Source organism: Perspicuibacillus lycopersici (assembly GCF_025660475.1).
GTDB lineage: Bacteria > Bacillota > Bacilli > Bacillales > Caldibacillaceae > Perspicuibacillus > Perspicuibacillus lycopersici.
Genome location: NZ_JAOUSF010000004.1, coordinates 360,696 through 377,413, shown reverse-complemented (window position 1 = coordinate 377,413; position 16,718 = coordinate 360,696). Strand labels below are relative to the sequence as shown.

The 16,718-nt window shown below is 37.1% G+C and carries 16 protein-coding genes and 1 riboswitch; of the genes, 6 read left to right on the top strand and 10 right to left on the bottom strand.

Going from position 1 to position 16,718, the window contains the following annotated elements; genetic code table 11:
* Nucleotides 1-34: 34 nt before the first annotated feature.
* The 6 genes from OEV98_RS13905 to OEV98_RS13880 form a co-directional block, all read right to left on the bottom strand.
* On the bottom strand, nucleotides 35-3,994 hold the full coding sequence (locus tag OEV98_RS13905; RefSeq protein WP_263073938.1) for a 5'-nucleotidase C-terminal domain-containing protein: 3,960 nt from the start codon (nucleotides 3,992-3,994) through the stop codon (nucleotides 35-37).
* Nucleotides 3,995-4,502: 508 nt separating this feature from the next.
* The gene (locus OEV98_RS13900) at nucleotides 4,503-4,940 is read right to left on the bottom strand and encodes a phage holin family protein (RefSeq protein WP_263073937.1); all 438 of its coding nucleotides are present in this window, start codon (nucleotides 4,938-4,940) and stop codon (nucleotides 4,503-4,505) included.
* 160 nt (nucleotides 4,941-5,100) lie between these two features.
* The gene (locus OEV98_RS13895; RefSeq protein ID WP_263073936.1) at nucleotides 5,101-5,358 is read right to left on the bottom strand and encodes a hypothetical protein; all 258 of its coding nucleotides are present in this window, start codon (nucleotides 5,356-5,358) and stop codon (nucleotides 5,101-5,103) included.
* 305 nt (nucleotides 5,359-5,663) lie between these two features.
* On the bottom strand, nucleotides 5,664-6,158 hold the full coding sequence (locus OEV98_RS13890; RefSeq protein WP_263073935.1) for a DUF6376 family protein: 495 nt from the start codon (nucleotides 6,156-6,158) through the stop codon (nucleotides 5,664-5,666).
* A 132-nt stretch (nucleotides 6,159-6,290) separates the two neighbouring features.
* Nucleotides 6,291-6,440 (bottom strand): hypothetical protein, encoded by a 150-nt coding sequence (locus tag OEV98_RS13885; RefSeq protein WP_263073934.1) that lies wholly within the window; start codon nucleotides 6,438-6,440, stop codon nucleotides 6,291-6,293.
* 65 nt (nucleotides 6,441-6,505) lie between these two features.
* The gene (locus tag OEV98_RS13880; RefSeq protein ID WP_263073933.1) at nucleotides 6,506-7,333 is read right to left on the bottom strand and encodes a serine/threonine protein kinase; all 828 of its coding nucleotides are present in this window, start codon (nucleotides 7,331-7,333) and stop codon (nucleotides 6,506-6,508) included.
* 162 nt (nucleotides 7,334-7,495) lie between these two features.
* A riboswitch (SAM riboswitch) is annotated at nucleotides 7,496-7,601 on the top strand.
* A gap of 406 nt (nucleotides 7,602-8,007) precedes the next feature.
* Here OEV98_RS13880 and OEV98_RS13875 point away from each other — a divergent pair.
* A complete protein-coding gene (locus tag OEV98_RS13875) occupies nucleotides 8,008-9,105 on the top strand; it encodes a 5-methyltetrahydropteroyltriglutamate--homocysteine S-methyltransferase (protein ID WP_263073932.1) in 1,098 nt (365 codons plus the stop codon).
* A gap of 213 nt (nucleotides 9,106-9,318) precedes the next feature.
* Nucleotides 9,319-9,900, top strand: coding sequence for a GNAT family N-acetyltransferase (locus OEV98_RS13870; protein ID WP_263073931.1), 582 nt, complete (start codon nucleotides 9,319-9,321; stop codon nucleotides 9,898-9,900).
* A gap of 70 nt (nucleotides 9,901-9,970) precedes the next feature.
* Here the strand turns inward: OEV98_RS13870 and OEV98_RS13865 are convergent, their stop codons facing one another.
* From OEV98_RS13865 to OEV98_RS13850, 4 genes are read right to left on the bottom strand one after another with little or no spacing between them, the layout of a single operon-like run.
* A complete protein-coding gene (locus OEV98_RS13865; RefSeq protein WP_263073929.1) occupies nucleotides 9,971-10,474 on the bottom strand; it encodes an acetyltransferase in 504 nt (167 codons plus the stop codon).
* Between the two features lie 41 nt (nucleotides 10,475-10,515).
* On the bottom strand, nucleotides 10,516-11,439 hold the full coding sequence (locus OEV98_RS13860) for an MBL fold metallo-hydrolase (RefSeq protein WP_263073928.1): 924 nt from the start codon (nucleotides 11,437-11,439) through the stop codon (nucleotides 10,516-10,518).
* A gap of 23 nt (nucleotides 11,440-11,462) precedes the next feature.
* Nucleotides 11,463-12,086 (bottom strand): SAM-dependent methyltransferase, encoded by a 624-nt coding sequence (locus tag OEV98_RS13855; protein WP_263073926.1) that lies wholly within the window; start codon nucleotides 12,084-12,086, stop codon nucleotides 11,463-11,465.
* Nucleotides 12,087-12,117: 31 nt separating this feature from the next.
* On the bottom strand, nucleotides 12,118-13,017 hold the full coding sequence (locus OEV98_RS13850; protein WP_263073925.1) for an aminoglycoside phosphotransferase family protein: 900 nt from the start codon (nucleotides 13,015-13,017) through the stop codon (nucleotides 12,118-12,120).
* 156 nt (nucleotides 13,018-13,173) lie between these two features.
* On the opposite strand from OEV98_RS13850, the gene OEV98_RS13845 reads away from it, so the two are divergent.
* The 4 genes from OEV98_RS13845 to OEV98_RS13830 all read left to right on the top strand — a co-directional run bounded on the left by OEV98_RS13845 (nucleotide 13,174) and on the right by OEV98_RS13830 (nucleotide 16,652).
* A complete protein-coding gene (locus OEV98_RS13845) occupies nucleotides 13,174-13,353 on the top strand; it encodes a hypothetical protein (RefSeq protein ID WP_263073924.1) in 180 nt (59 codons plus the stop codon).
* 172 nt (nucleotides 13,354-13,525) lie between these two features.
* On the top strand, nucleotides 13,526-14,290 hold the full coding sequence (locus OEV98_RS13840; RefSeq protein WP_263073923.1) for a MerR family transcriptional regulator: 765 nt from the start codon (nucleotides 13,526-13,528) through the stop codon (nucleotides 14,288-14,290).
* A 103-nt stretch (nucleotides 14,291-14,393) separates the two neighbouring features.
* Entirely contained in the window at nucleotides 14,394-15,014 is a 621-nt protein-coding gene (locus OEV98_RS13835) for a TrkA C-terminal domain-containing protein (RefSeq protein WP_263073922.1), read from the top strand.
* Between the two features lie 312 nt (nucleotides 15,015-15,326).
* Complete coding sequence (locus OEV98_RS13830) at nucleotides 15,327-16,652, top strand: Nramp family divalent metal transporter (protein WP_263073981.1); 1,326 nt, start codon at nucleotides 15,327-15,329, stop codon at nucleotides 16,650-16,652.
* Nucleotides 16,653-16,718: the final 66 nt, after the last annotated feature.

The following is a 16,718-nucleotide window of genomic DNA, read 5'->3' as shown; positions in this document are numbered from 1 at the left end:
TCATTAGGTAGTCCTCTATTATACTTATACAATACTATCGCAATGCTTTTTTGCTTTTTCTAAAGTAAACAATGGTTACAGAGGAACCGATAATCAATAACAAACCAAGTGCGAGTAGATTTCCATTGTTTGTTGCAGTGTTTGGAAGCTGATTACCAGGTTGATTTGTTCCCGATTCAGCTCCATCCTCTGTTTGATCACCATTTGTTGGAGTTTCGTTGTCTTCTGGTTGTTGATTGTCTACTGGTTGATCTCCGTCACCTGGGTCTTCTCCATTTCCTGGGTCATTACCGTCTCCAGGTTGTTCACCATTATCAGGATCTTCACTGCCTTCAGCCGCTGCAATGATTCTACCTTCAACGGCTGGTGCTACTGGACTGAATTGCTCTAAATATTCACTAAATGCTTCAAAATCCGGAATATCGATATTCGTCATCCGGCCATCCTCATAAGCATTTTTCAGTGATTCGTAGCCATCTCCCCCCATAGCAGTAAAGGAGTTTGTTGCTACAGAATAAAATTCCTCTAAGTTAATTGGTTCATATCCGCCATCTGCTGTTTTTACTTCAACAGACCAAACGCGTTCTCCTGCTGGTTTTTCTGGATCGAATTTGAATTTCAAACCAGAAACCTGGAAGAATCCACCGCTTTGCTCTGGATATTCGCTAACACTATGCTCTAATGCCTCCCAAATTTCTTCTCCAGAAAGCTCAATGGCAACTAATGTATTAGCAAACGGAAGTACTGTTTGGATTTCACCCATTGTAATGGTTCCTTCATCAATTGATGCGCGTACCCCACCACCATTTTGGAAAGCAATAGTTGTTTCCGGAATGAATTGTTGGACCTTCCAAACCATGCCGTCAGCAATTAAGTTTCCTAAATTCGTTTCTTTCGTCCGGACATCTGCTCTTTCACCATTCAATGGTACAGTTGTTTCACCGATTTCCAAATTCATGAGCTCATCAATTGCAGCACGATATTCCTGTACTTTTGCTTCTAATTCCTCATTTTTGCCAAACGCTTCCTCTGTAAGTGCTAATAGTGATGCGGAATGCTCTGTTATTACCCCATTTTCATCAAAGGTAACCGCAAGTTTTCCTAAATTATTTAAATTTTCTCCAGTTTGAACGATAACCGTAGGCTCTTCCTTCTCAATAACGACACCTTCTGGTAATACTGTATGGGTGTGACCACCTACGATGACGTCAATACCGTCTACTTGTTGTGCTAGTTCTAAATCAACATCATAGCCTAAATGGGATAGTGCAATAATTTTATTTATTCCTTGCGCTTCTAGCATCGCAATTGTTTGATTCGATTTTTCTACTGCATCTTCAAAGATTATATCCTCACTAGGGCTGGAGCTTGTAGGAGTTGTTTCCGTTGTAAGCCCGAAAATACCTACTTGTTCACCGTCGATTTCCTTAATGATTGCTGGATAAATTTTGCCGTTTTCTCCTGGATTGCCAATTTCATCCACCACATTATCTGCTAAAAATTCATCCGCAGAAAAATCAACATTGGCACTGACAAATGGAAACTCTGCTCCATTGACAAAGTTCTCAAGCACATCTGATCCTTTATCAAATTCATGATTTCCAAAGGTCATCGCATCAAAGCCAATAGCATTCATGAAATATTCATCTGCTAAGCCTTGATATAAAGTGAAATACAATGTTCCTGTGAAAACATCGCCAGCATTTAGCAGCAAACTATTTTCACTTTCTGCACGAACCTGTTCCACTGCATTCGCTAAAATTGGGAATTGTTCAACACGTGCATGGGAATCATTTGTATGCATAATCGTTAATTCGAAATCTTCCTCTTCTGCTGGAGCTTCAGCCAAATTAAATTGTGCTACCACTGGGTCATGGTCGGATGCTCTACCGTGTGCTTCCATGTAATCCGCATTTAAATGAAGCATTTCTATTTCTGCATTTGTAGCTAACGAATTAGTTGCTAAAATATGGTCTAACACTTGTGAATTTCCTTCGTAGTTATAGGAATAACGTTCCGCTAACGGAACATTTTCTACTAAATCTGTTAAAATATCGCCTTTTAACACTTCGATCGGAGTAGAAAATTGGAAATCATTCAAATCTCCCATAACAACGACATTTGCATCTGGATCCTCAGCAAGAATATCGCTTACGAAGCCATTGACAACTTCAGCAATTGCAAGTCGTTGCTGTTCACTGCTTAGCACAGGTGGTTGATTAATACCATTTAATGGATGGTCGCCACCTTTCGAATTAAAATGGTTTGCGACAACAATAATATCTTCACCATTAAAGGTAAATTGGGCAGCTAATGGCTTTCTACTATCTGCAAAAGCTTCGTTTGTAGGATCAATTCTACCTGGGTTCAATGTTAATGAACCATCTACAAAAGCAACCGCTTCAGTTGCAGTTCCTTTTTCACCATCCGCAAGCTGGACGCGTGCAGGATTATATAGGAAGCCTACACGAATATTTCCACCAGGCTCTCCGCCATCCTGATTGTATTCCGGTGCAATGTCTGTCCATTCATAGCTTGGACCACCTGCTGCTGCAATGGCTGTAATAAGTGCCTCATAATTTTCGGATGCATCTGCATTACCGCTATTAGTTGCCCCATCATTGTCCTGCATTTCGACAAGTCCAATGATATCTGGTGCATGTAAATTCGTAATAATTGATTGAGCAATTTTTGCGGTTTTTTCCGTTAAAGCATGATGATAATTTTCAATATTGTAGGTCGCGATTGTTAAAGAGTCAGCATCACCAGCTAATGTTGTCACAGGTGGTGTATACTCTCTTTCGATTAATTCCGGAAGCTGATCTTCATCGGTATATACTTTAAAGTTACTGAAATCAAAGGATAGTACACCTTCTACCATCCCATCAAATTGATCGCCAACTTTTGTTACAAAATCATAATTAAAGACGTCAATTAAAATGCGTTCTGGATTTGCAGTCTCATCTGTTAACAGTACCCCACCATTTGTCGTATACGTTTTATTTGCTACTGTTTTTGTCAGAACCGGAATTTCCCCATAGCTTTGCGGACCAACAACTACTGGATGGTCAACCGCAACAAGCATTCCTTCTAATGTTTCATAATAATCAAGGGCATCTTCCGCTGGGTCAAATACACCGAAACTATCATTATCAATAACCGTTGTTGGACCATCCAATACGATCGGCTCTGGAAGCTCAATACCAGATTGTAATACTTGTACATTCGATGCATTAATTTCCGTAACAGGTAAATCAATATCGATTTTACTACTTGTAATTACCCATTCTTTTACAGTTCCACTGACATTTACAAAATCCCCTACTTCAACGCCATGGGAGGATTTATAAACTAATATACCTTCCGATGTGTTCGGGTTATCATCTGGATTTAATGATTGAATAAAGAAATTTCTACTATCTTGAACAAATGTTACTACTCCTTGAACATTTTCCACCTGTTCATCAGCATATGGTGAATGATGACTGTCCCCTTGAATATCATGGATGGATAACCCTGCCTCTGGTGGAGTTGGATTTTCCTCCTCTGGAGGATTAGGATTATCACCATCAAACCAGATGGAAGATGGACTCTTTAATCCTGGTACAGAGAAATATGCCTCTAAATTACCTGAAACGAACACCTTTTCTCCAACAATTTCTGGATTCGAAGCTAAACCGAATTCCGCACGATAATCACTTGTCAGCTGGACAGGTAAAATTTTCGTTGGATCGGTTTCATCTGGATTATCTGCTAATGCAAAATTCGTATCTCCATTAAATGGTGCTTCAAAGTCATAATTATTAACTCCGAGTGTATAGCCAACAATATAGCCGGTAACCGTTGCTGTCCCGTTATTGTTCGCAATTGCTTCTTCAACAGTTATCGCATCTACTTCGGTTGCAAATGAAACTTGTGCATATGGAATTGTGTAGCTAAACAAAATAGCAAAAATCGTTACTACTAGCAGCATCTTATTCCTAACGTATTTCATTCTTTCCCCTCCATCTTTGTTTTCCTTATTCAAATGACTGTTCCAACAACGACACACTAATCCGGACTATGTATTTTTTAACGGCATGCCTCCTGATTATAATAGAGTCTGGAAAGCAATCAATCTATTAATTGATTGCTTTTCCAAAACTATTTATATCATAATTTGGCAGGATAATGTACCGAAATGTTTTATTTTAATATATAATTAACAAAATTAAAATTACTATAATATAATTTATTTGGAATCCATTTTTCATATTGAAGATAGGCTGGGACATAACAATTGATGTTTAAATGTAAGACGAACAATCATTCGGATAGCGGAGGAAATATACGTAGACTCCTGCGGGAATGGCATGAGCCGAAGACCCCGCACGAAGCGTAGCGAAGGAGGAGGCTAAGGCCATGCCCGCGGAAAGCGAAGTATATTTCCGGAGCGAATTTACCTACTTAACTTTGTTCGGATTCTCTTACATAAAAATACTTTTGTCCCATCCTCTCTCGATTTATTTTTTTATCGTTTTATTGTCTGTTTCTGTTTTGATAATGGAGAGTATTTTTTGTAAAATGGCAGGTAGTGGGACTCCGATTAATTTTATATTTTCTAGGATTGAGGTAATTTCATTTATAATATATCCCCAAATAACGATTGTCCGAATAACAGGTATGTCTAGTCCAAATATATTTGCCTCACTCGTTGCAAACAATCGATCGAGGCCATGAGCAATTGCAACAATGACAAGGACACCAACCTTTCTGGCAAGTCCGATAAACCCAATTCGGTTCGAAATTTGCTTTTTTATTGCTGCTTTAATAATTCCAGTAATATAATCAAGTACCATAAATAGTAACAAATATTGTAAAAGTAGATCCCAGCCCCCAAAAAACCATGTAAAGAAGCTTCCTGCTGCTCCTAATCCCATTTGGATGGTATTCAATTTCATATCATTTCCCCCTTCCTAACGGATTGTCCGATTCTACTACTATTATATGAAGCAAGCACTCGTTATGGTTCCAACCTTAATTGAAATCGCGCATATTTCCTATCATAACAGCCGTTTTATATGAAAATAGCGAACAGCTCTCACTGTTCGCCTTCTGTTGTCATTGTTTATTGTGCTGCATGTTTTGGACAATATAGGCGACCCAAATACCATGAATAAAGAAAATAAGTCCAATGATAAAGGAAAGCATTGTCCATGCAGTAATTCCCCAGCCAACAATATCGTATGACCCCTCATAATAATTCACGCGCTCGGTATTAATATTGGAGCTAATAATAGCCGCTGTTATATGCTTTGTAGCTAATAAGAAAGCCGCAATACTGAAAAAAAAGAAACTAATTTTGATTCGATTATTCATATAAACTCCCCCTATAAAAATTATCTCATAGAAGGAGGATCGTCTAAATATTTCCTTTGAACCATTTATTTTTAAAAATCTAACAATAATACTACTTTTCTCCTATTAAGGTTTTAAAGAGTAAATGATTTTTGGGTAGGTGAACGGGTTTTTTGAGAACACTTCATGCTTTTTCTGGAAAGTGACCATTTATTGAGGAACAACCGCCACCTTTTTTTAAAACGACCCCCTCTATTCAGTTGAAAAACATTGCAAATACAAGAAAATCCTACCAATAAAAATCGGTAGGATCCCTTATACAGCAATTATTGTCCCAACTCTTCCAACGTCTTTAAAAAGCTATTCATATTATTTATCGTTTCAAAGATTGGTGAGTTTTCTAATAGATTTATATAGTTTTCGCCGGCATTTAGTACTTCGTTTATTTGTTGTAGCAATGTTTCGCTATTGTCGACTATTTGTTGGTGGATTTGTTCTGCTATTGCTGGGGGTTCGATTGCTTGAAAAGTTTCTATTTCCTCCACAATCAAATGTAGTTGATTGTCCAGTTCTTCCTTCACCGATGGATCTGTGACAGCATTTTGGATCATTTGTGGTGCGTCATCTGCAAAATTACTTAATTCGTTAATGTATGCGGTAGTGTCATTGACGTATTCAATTGTATTATTTACCTCCCCTAAAAAAGAGCATCCACTAATAAACACACTTCCGAATAGGAGAACAATGAACAGTAATTTTTTCAATAAACCACTTCCTTCTTTTGGATTAACAACTATCACAATGACCATTGTTTTTTTCAAAAATTACTTACATTATATTGTCCTTACCACTATATACGTACTAAACGAAAAAATGTTTCAAATAGATGGTTATTGAGTGAATTGACCTTATACATCTGTTACTATAAAACAAAAGGAGGCGATAAGCTTTGTTTAAAAAATTTTTACGGAAATTAAAACATTATACAATGAGTAGTAGTCACCGCCATCATCGGCATCATCACCACTATCATAGCAGCAGTCATCGGAAATATAAGAAGCAATATTGGGGAAGTAGTAGCGATCGACATCATCATTCCCCATATAGCGGAAGTCACCGGTACAAAAGTGGAAGATATCGAAGCAGTAGCTAATTCTTCAGAAAATCATTACAGCAAAATCTGTTCATGTGTATCATGCACATTTCCTTCCAAAATTGCTTTATCAAGATCGTGAAAGATCTCTTCAACATTTGCATACCGTTCATCAATGCCAAGTAAGCGACGTAATAAATTCGTCGTTGTAGCTGGTAAGGAAAGCTCTTCTATCCACGAAAGAGCTTTTCTATTTTTTTTCGGATAAGTGGAATAAAGTAAAAATAAGAGAATATCCCCTAAATCATAATAATCGTCCTGAGTAAGTATTTCTCTCTGCTTGCTTTTTTCTTTATCGTTATTTTTCCTAGAATCAATTAATCGACATGCTAATCCAAAATCAATAAGTACTGGTACATCGTTTTTCATCAATATATTTGGAATCCGTAAATCGCCATGGTAAATGGAATGGTTATGCAAATAGTCGACAATGCTTACTAATTGCCGAATTAATAGAAGTGCCTCCTGTCTCGTAAATACCAGCTTTTTATCAAACAAAAGTGATTCTAAATTCTCCCCATCAATGAATTCCATAACATAAAACCAATGCCCCTCTTCTTGAAAGCTTTCCAAAAGTTTAGGAATTGATGAATGATTTCCAAGTAGACGTAACATATGAATTTCCTCGGTAAACCGATCTATCTCTAGCTGTTTTTTCCGTTTACTAGGTCGTAGTTGTTTTACCGCTACACGAGTGTCATTCAGAAGATCGATACATTCATAGACCATCCCATAGCTACCAATTCCTAACACTGCTTTTACTTGATAGCGCCCCATTAGTATTTTGTCTTTTTCAATCGGTGTATCAACAATAAATTGGATTATTTTGCGAACAAAACGCATCATCTCTCCCCCTCGCATCAATCAGAACTTTTTCTCTATTATATAGGACAACTAGCAATTGCAATAATCTTTTAAAACATTCCCTACAAAAGAAATATATTTGTGTGTTGACAAATTTCCGAAAAAAGCGTATTTTAATACTTATAAAACTTCATAGTAAATTTCTTATCCAGAGAGGTGGAGGGACTGGCCCTATGATACCTCGGCAGCGGACTTTTCTAAAGTACTGTGCCAATTCCAGAAAGCTTGATAGCTTTGAAGATAAGAAGAGATGAATTCCGAATGCAAACCTCTTCTTGTCTTTTAAGAAGAGGTTTTTTATTTTTTGGCTGTTTTTAAAGGTTTGTTGTAAATTAATGTGCCAGGAAATATATTATTATACCCTATTGAGCAGAATGAATACACGTAGACTCCTCGAAAAGCAGAAGCGCATGTAAAGGGACCTACAACCTGTAGTAATCCTGGTAAAAGAAACACGATGGACTTGCGAGTTGATGATGACTTATCGTACGAGGTTGGTGAAGTTTGCTAATCGCTGGGAGAGACAGCTAGCCTCCCCGCTCGCCCGAATGGATGCCAGGTGTGTATTTAAGTTTGCGGATTATTTTCCATTTACAACAGTCTATATATAAACAGGCATTTTTCATAACAAATACAAGAAAGAAGGAAGCCAAATGACAACAACCATTACAAAAGCACCTTTCCGTGCAGATCAAGTAGGAAGCTTATTACGACCTGAGCGATTACACAAAGCGAGAAATGAGTACAAAGAAGGAATCATTACAAAAACACAACTGCGCCAAGTAGAAAACGAAGAAATTAAACGTATTGTCGACAAACAAATCGAAATCGGCCTTACCGCTGTTTCGGACGGAGAATTTCGACGCACATGGTGGCATCTTGACTTTCTTGAACATTTAAATGGCATCGAAGGATATGTCCCTGAAAAAGGTTACGCATTTGCTGGGGTAGAAACAGAACGATACAATGTCCGGAATGTCGGCAAAATTTCCTTCAAGCCAGATCATCCATTTATTCAGGATTTTATTGATTTTAAAGAAATTGTAGGAGATCGTGCTGTTGCTAAACAAACAATCCCTAGTCCAAACCAATTGTTTAACATTGGCATTCAAAATGAAGACGTATACCATGATATTGAAGATTATGCGAATGATGTTATCCAAACATATCGTGATGCATTACAAGCATTTTATGCTGCTGGTGTTCGTTACTTGCAATTCGATGACGTATATATTGCGAGACTTTCCTCGCCAGATTCTACGTTTGAAAAATATTCCAGAGAATACTTAATTGACTTAGCACTTCGTGTAGTCAATGGCGTATTAGAAGGAAAACCAGAAGATTTAGTAGTTACCACCCATTTATGCCGAGGAAATTATCAATCAACTTGGGCTTTTGGCGGCAGCTACGCACTTATTGCACCTACCTTATTTGCAAAAGAAAAAGTGAATGGATTTTTCCTTGAATATGATGATGATCGCTCTGGTGATTTTGGACCACTTGCTTACATACCAAATGGAGATACTCGAGTCGTTCTTGGCCTATTCACTTCTAAGCGAGGCGAGCTAGAGGATAAAGAATTAATTAAAGCAAGAATTCAAGAAGCAACACAATTTGTTCCACTAGAGCAATTATGTATTAGTCCTCAATGCGGATTTGCCTCCACACATCATGGCAATAAGCTAACGGAAGAGGAGCAATGGCAAAAGCTGAAATATATTGTAGATATTGCGAAAGAGGTTTGGGGCTAAGCACTCGGTTTCGGGATAGATTTTTCACTATTTTTTAAGGCGGTTTTCTTGGAAAACCGTCTTTTTTATTGCCAACAAAAAAGTTATGTTGTAAAAATTATCAAAAAAATCTTCCGTTTATGTTATAAAATAGGAGTGATAGACTGGGAATTTTACTACCTCGTTGAACTAAAAAACAGGATAACCATTCGATAAATAATAGGAGCGAAAAACATGAATTTAGAAACTATTTTTACCGATTTCCCTGAAATGGAATCTACGAATCTCCTTTTGAAAAAAATAGAGCTTTCGAATCTCGACGATGTTTATTCGATTTTCCGTAATGAGAGGGTATTTACATATTGCGGTATTATTCCAAAGAAAAACATCGAAACAGTAAGTAAAATGATTGGACATTTTGAACGAGACTACAGCAAAAAAACACGGATAAAATGGGGAATATTCCTGAAGGCACAATCGAATAAATTAATCGGAATTATCGAAGCGATGGATTTTAATCAAAAAGTAAACATGGTTACCATTGGCTACTTTTTAGCGGAGGATTATTGGGGTCATGGCATTGCAACGGAATCTGTTCAAATACTTGTGAAATTTTTATTCGAAAAAGTACAGGTGAATCGAATTCAAGCAGAAGTCATGCCAGCAAACGTAAACTCCAAGAAGGTATTGTTAAAGAATGGCTTTATTAAAGAAGGCTTGTTAAGACAAGCCTCCATATGGTCCGGTAAAGGTGTAATTGATTTAGAAATTTATGGTCAGTTAAAAGCAGATTACGAAAAGCTTAACGAACAATAAAAATGGAAGTGAACTTCAACCATACTGGAGTTCACTTTTTCTCCAATGCAGATTACTGGAACAAAACCTCCTACAAATTACAACCCATTAAGTCTATTTCATCTGTGAGCTTCTTAAGCTTGATAAACCCACATTTTTTATAGCTATTAATTGCTCTTATATTACGCTTATTCACTTCTAGCACTACAGTTAAAGCAGCTTTTCCTTGCAAATAATGCAACAGCATTTTTATCATAGATGTGCCTATTCCTTTTCCCCATAATTTTGGTTCCCCAATAAATTGATCTATTCCGTATATATTTTCACTGCCAATCAAATCGTATTTTTTTAATTCCATTTCTTGTATTTCATAATATTGCATATAGCCTATTGGTTGATTTTTATATTCTACGATACAAGCTATCACATAATGGTTTCCAATAATTCTTGGACCGTATTTTTCCTTTACCATTTCCAAGCTGGAAGGTGGCTCCTCGTAAAATTCCAACACTTTTTCGTCATTGAGCCATTTCACCATCCAATAAAAATCGCTTTCATGCATTCGTCTAATCAACAAGTCATTTGCCTTAAGCATCCATTTTCACCTAAATTCATAAACAACCATCAAGCTTTCAATCAATCAAAAATGGTAAAGTATGCAATTCCGTTACGAATATTTCTGACAACTTGATTGTTCGATTCTAAATAGAGAAAACGTGTAAGTACTGCCATAAAAGCAGTAAGATTATACTTTGCCCCATAGATTTCCTTGGAGACTTGATTAGCAGTCTTTTCCTCCTGCTGTACTTTTTTGAGCACCTGAATTAGTCGGTGTTCATGACGACTTCGAATTTCCTCCGCTCTCACTTGCATATCCGCCATTATTTCTCCATGACCAGGTAGTGCCAGCACTGGATCAAACTGCTTCATTTTTTCTAAGGAGGCAAAATATGTACTTAAAACATCCTCCTCTATTCCTGTCCACAATCCAATGACGGGAGAAACCTTTTGTAAAATATGATCACCGATAATCATCCATTGCTTTTCCCGTTGATAAAAGCAACAGTGATCATTTGCATGTCCAGGTGTCCAAATAACCTCCCAACTCTCATCCCCTAGTGCTATTTGTTGTCCCTCTTCGAAATATCCGTCAGGAGTAAATGAATAAATGGCATACTCCTCTAGTTTTCTCTGCAATGGTTCATTATAGCCATGTAAGCGTACAAGCTCGTTTAATTGTTCTAATAGTTTCGGATGTTGATAACGTGCCTGCTCAAGTTGACTATATTTCGAAATATATATGGGTACACCCTGCGTTTCCTGAAACCATTTGGCGAGTCCACTATGGTCCTGATGCATATGGGTGAGGACTACTTTTTCGATTTTGATCCCACTGGCGAAAACTTGCTGCCAAATGGCGATTGCTTCTTTCGCATAAATGCCTGTATCAATAATGGTGTATCCATTCCTACCTTCTATTAAATAAGCATTCACGTCCCCCATTCCACCCGGGAAACGGACGACCAATCTACTAATTGTATCGGTAATTTTTGTTAACATACGCACTCTCCCTATGTTTTTTCTCATTTGCATGAGCATTCCTCCATGCGTAGCCGATAAATTAAAAATCTTTCATTTTTATTTTTCTCATACAATGGCATAAGTTTAATCTCATCGACTAATTCAAAGGCGGTTTGATTTTCTAAATAAAAAATATAATCTGTGGATGGGTAATATAAAATAATATCAACCTTGCGTTTATAATTTTCTACCGACAGTAAAATATTGTTGATTACCTTCATAAATACTTGAACAGAAAACGGGTTAAAAAAATAAAAGATGGAATCTTCCGTTTGAATTTGATAATCCTCTGCTAGACAGCATGTTAGCTCCAGCTCATGCTGTGCCTGTGAATTTTTTTTCACATAACTGGCTTTATTATTCATTGCTGCTTTGTATAGCTTTTCATCCATTTCAATACCAATCCCAGAAGTATGACAAAAATGATGGAGATAAAATATCGTCCGCGCTTTGCCGCATCCAAAATCAACGACACGGTCGCTTCGTTTAAATTCATACCTTTTTCGTAGCTGCTCAAGACCGGAATATGGCGTTGCCTCGTAGCGATGATAGTGAAGCGATTGGCTGAACCCTTTTTGATCATTTGTTTTTATGTTTAGTAATGCTTCATAATATTGCTCTTCCATTTTGTTACTCCATTCCAATTGGTTACTTTTGTTAAGCATACCATAGTGGAATTACGGTTTGAAAATCCTGATAATCCTTTCGTACTAATTGAAAACGATCCACCATTTCTGCAACACTTTTTTCGCCAAATGGAACAGACCAAAGTATCGAATAAAGCGAGGCATATGCAACATAAAGTGCTTGCCGCTGCCAAAATGCAAGCGTTGGTGTGCCACCAAAATAACCATCAATTTTCCCACGGGCAAATGGAATACTTACTTCCCTGTCAAATTGTTGTACCTTATAAAATTCCTCAACATAATCCCCAATATCACAGCGATTAAAATCAATCACCCCAATTTTCCGATCAACTGTGTAAACGAGATTTCCTATATGAAAATCGCCATGCTGATACACCTTCCGAACGCCCTTTAATAGATGGAGATGTTCCGTAACAAAGTCTACTACCACTGCATCCCCTTCTACTGTATATGGACTGTACACATACTCCTCTATCCGTTTCATTATTTTCTGCTGCATCTTCTTCTCCCAATCGGAAACATCTTTAGTAACTGGTAGCGAATGAATTTGCTTCAAATAGCTTCCAGCCTCGATTCCTAATTCATATTGCTTCGTCTCAGAAAGGCTATGAATACAATCCTCCAAAGGTGCACCGTCCACCCAGGTGAGCAGCATGTAGACATAATCTTCATTTTGACAAGTACCAAAGTCAATCACCCGGCTCATCGGAAAGGTAAACTGATTACATAAGCGAATCATCTCTAATTCAGCCTGCTTGCTATTTTTCACTCTAGCTTCAGCAATCCTTAGCAATAAACGGTTTCCCTGCTCATCCACAACAAAATATTTCTCGTCATTCGACCAGCCTTTATGTACATGTTCTATTTTTCTCCAACGCTCACTATTCGGAATTTCTGTTAACTTAAGCATACAAATCCCTCCAATCAAAAATCGATGGAATAAAAAGTTATATAATAGTATCATAGTTCATAATAATGATGATTTCCAACAGCAACCTCGCATACTATCAAAATAGTAAAAATTATTTATTTTACTGGAAAAATCAATTTTAATAGGAGGGATCCCATGAAGGATTACCATTTTTGTGCGACCTGTATTCATTTTATGGTAGAAAAAACAGACAAGGGAACCGGTTACCGCTGCAAACGACTAGGCTATGAAACCCATCCAAAATATAAATTTAATTGTTGGAATCCGAAAGAACATATTATTAAGCTGATGGAAAAAGAAAAAACGACAGAATAAACCATCCTCTCTTATAACAAGAATTCTGCATTCATCTACGATTATTTCAACTTCATTTGCGAACACTTATTTATAAAAATATCCTAAAAATTTTCATAAAAAATCTGTTATCCCCTATTGACCTTCACGTTACGTAAAAGTGTATCGTGTAGTTATGAAGGAGGTGTATATTGTGGAATATACTATTCAAAAGCTTGCTTCCCTAGCAGGCATTAGTACGCGTACGCTACGATATTATGATGAAATTGGCATACTAAAGCCCGGAAGAATCAGTTCATCAGGATATCGGATTTATGGTCAGAACGAGGTAAATTTACTCCAGCAAATTATGTTTTACCGAGAGCTTGGAGTGAATTTGGAGCAAATTAAAGAAATTGTCACCAATCCAAATTTTGACCCAACACTTGCACTAAAGGAGCATCGCGAAAGGCTTCTAGCCAAACGGCAGCAAATTGATGTATTACTTGAAAATGTAGATAAAACGATTGCCAATACAGAGAGGAGAATTGATATGACAGATCAAGAAAAATTTACTGGCTTTAAAAAGCAATTGATAAAAGAAAATGAGCAAAAATATGGAAAGGAAATCCGGGAAAAATATGGGGATGACACTGTCGATGCTTCCAATGCGAAACTCATGAATATGAGTAAAGAAGATTACAAAGCAGTTACAGCTCTGTCCGAACAAGTAAATGAAACATTAGCAGAAGCGCTACAAACAGGGGATCCTGCCGGAAGCTTAGCTCAGAAAGCTGCAGACCTACACAAGCAATGGCTCTGTTACTATTGGACTGAGTACAGCAAAGAAGCACACGCTGGTTTAGCACAGATGTATGTCGACGATGCGCGATTCAAAGCCTATTACGACAAAGTTCAGCCTGGGGCAGCGGAATTTCTCCGAGATGCTATTCATATTTATACTGGATCAAAATTGTAGACCAAATGACCCCATTTTTTCTCCTGCATTGTTTTCCTCCCTTTTTTTCTATAAAATTGATACTATTAAATAGAAAAAAAAGATTGGATAAAGGATGAAAATCATGCAATATCAAACGCGAATACCAGCTTACGAACGAATTGCAATCGATATTGCCAACCGCATCTATGATGGGCAATTAAAAGTAGGAGAAAAAATTCATGGTAGATCTACCCTTGCGAGTGAATACAATGTTTCTCCAGAAACGGTTCGAAAGGCGATCAAAATATTAGAGGATGTAGAAATTGTTCACTCCACAAAGGGTAGTGGAGTCGTCATCGGTTCAAAAGACAATGCCTTCAAATATATCAATCGATTTTCGGATATGAAGAGCTTAAAGGATTTAGAGTTGGAAACAAGGGAATTACTGAAGGAACGAGAAAAACTAGATAATAAACTGAATGAAACATTAGAAAAAATTATGGATTATGCGGGGAAATTACGCCACACGAATCCGATGACACCAATTGAAATGGAAATTACTAAGAGCTGTGTGCATATTGGCAAAACTGTCGGGGAAGTTAATTTTTGGCAGCATACAGGGGGAACGATTGTCGGCATTAAACGTGAAGGAAATTTAATCATCTCCCCCGGACCATACGCAAGCTTCCGGGAAGGAGATATTTTATTAGTTATCGGTGACGAGAAAATTTATGATCGGGTATTACGATTTTTAAATGAATAGTGAAGAAAAAAACTCGTCCTCGACGAGTTTTTTTCTTTTTTTGCCATAACAATATTTTTTTCTCTATGTAATTTTTGTTGGTTGCATAAAACTTTTTCCGGGTGTATTATATAAACATTATTAAAATACAATATAAAATTAACGTGTGTTTCTTAAAGTTACTTTAGAAACAAGAAAAAAACGATACGAAACCCTTTATATTTTTTTACCCAAAAGTTGCCTTTGTGCAAAATATATAACTGAGACCACAAAAAAACAATATACTTGAGAGTAGGAGGAAGAAATGTGAGTAGCAAAGATGGAACATCTAACATATCATCTGAAAATATTTCTTGGAAATATAAAAATTCTAATCCAAGCTTACAGGAAGTGCATAAGTCCATCCCTATTAAAACGACGGGAAGCTTTTTCAGGAGATTATTAGGATTTCTCGGTCCTGGTTATTTAGTAGCGGTTGGATATATGGATCCAGGGAACTGGGCAACTTCCATTGCTGGTGGTTCCGCATTCGGCTATCCACTACTTTCCGTCATTTTAATCTCCAATTTAATGGCGATTTTGCTACAAGCATTATCGGCAAAATTGGGAATTGTCACAGGAAGGGATTTAGCACAAGCGTGTCGAGATCATTTTAGTAAGCCTGTTTCCTTTGTACTATGGACTTTATGTGAATTGGCGATAGCTGCTTGTGATTTAGCAGAAATTATCGGTTCTGCCATTGCCTTAAATCTACTATTTGACATTCCTCTCCTATATGGAGTATGTATCACTGCCTTTGACATATTAGTAGTATTGCTTTTGCAAAACCTTGGCTTTCGCTATATTGAATCGTTCGTTATTGGACTAATTGCAACAATTGCAGCATGTTTTGGTATTGAGCTCTTTCTATCTCAACCTGATATGAAGGAAATTGTTACTGGCTTTATTCCTAGCCATGAGATTATTGCAAATCCAGATATGCTTTATATTGCACTAGGTATTTTAGGGGCTACTGTAATGCCTCATAATCTTTATTTACATTCTTCTATCGTTCAAACGAGAAAATATGAGGAAACTAGTGAAGGAAAACGTGATGCAGTTAAATTTGCTACGATTGATTCAACCGTCGCCTTAATGCTTGCATTATTTGTGAATGCAGCTATTTTAATTTTATCCTCTGCAGCATTTCATACAACTGGTCATCATGATGTAGCAGAAATTCAAGATGCCTACCATTTACTTGATCCATTACTTGGTACTGGTGTTGCAGGTATATTATTCGGGATAGCGCTTCTTGCTTCTGGTCAAAATTCAACTTTGACAGGTACCATTGCTGGGCAAATAGTAATGGAAGGCTTCTTAAATATTCGCTTAAAACCATGGGTACGTAGATTGATTACACGATTAATTGCAATTATTCCAGCAGTAGTTGTGACATTAATTTATGGGGAAAAAGGAACCGGGGAATTGCTCATCCTCAGCCAGGTTATTCTTTCATTACAATTATCATTTGCTGTCATTCCACTCGTTATGTTTACTAGCGATAAACGGAAAATGGGTGAATTTGTCAACAAAGCTTGGCTAAAATGGTTAGCGTGGATCGTAACCGCAATTATTGTAGTGCTTAATGTGTATTTATTATGGAGTACATTTTTCTAAATAGCTCTATTCGTCATGAGATAGGTTGTTTAACACAGCGCTAAGCAGACTCAATACAACATTACT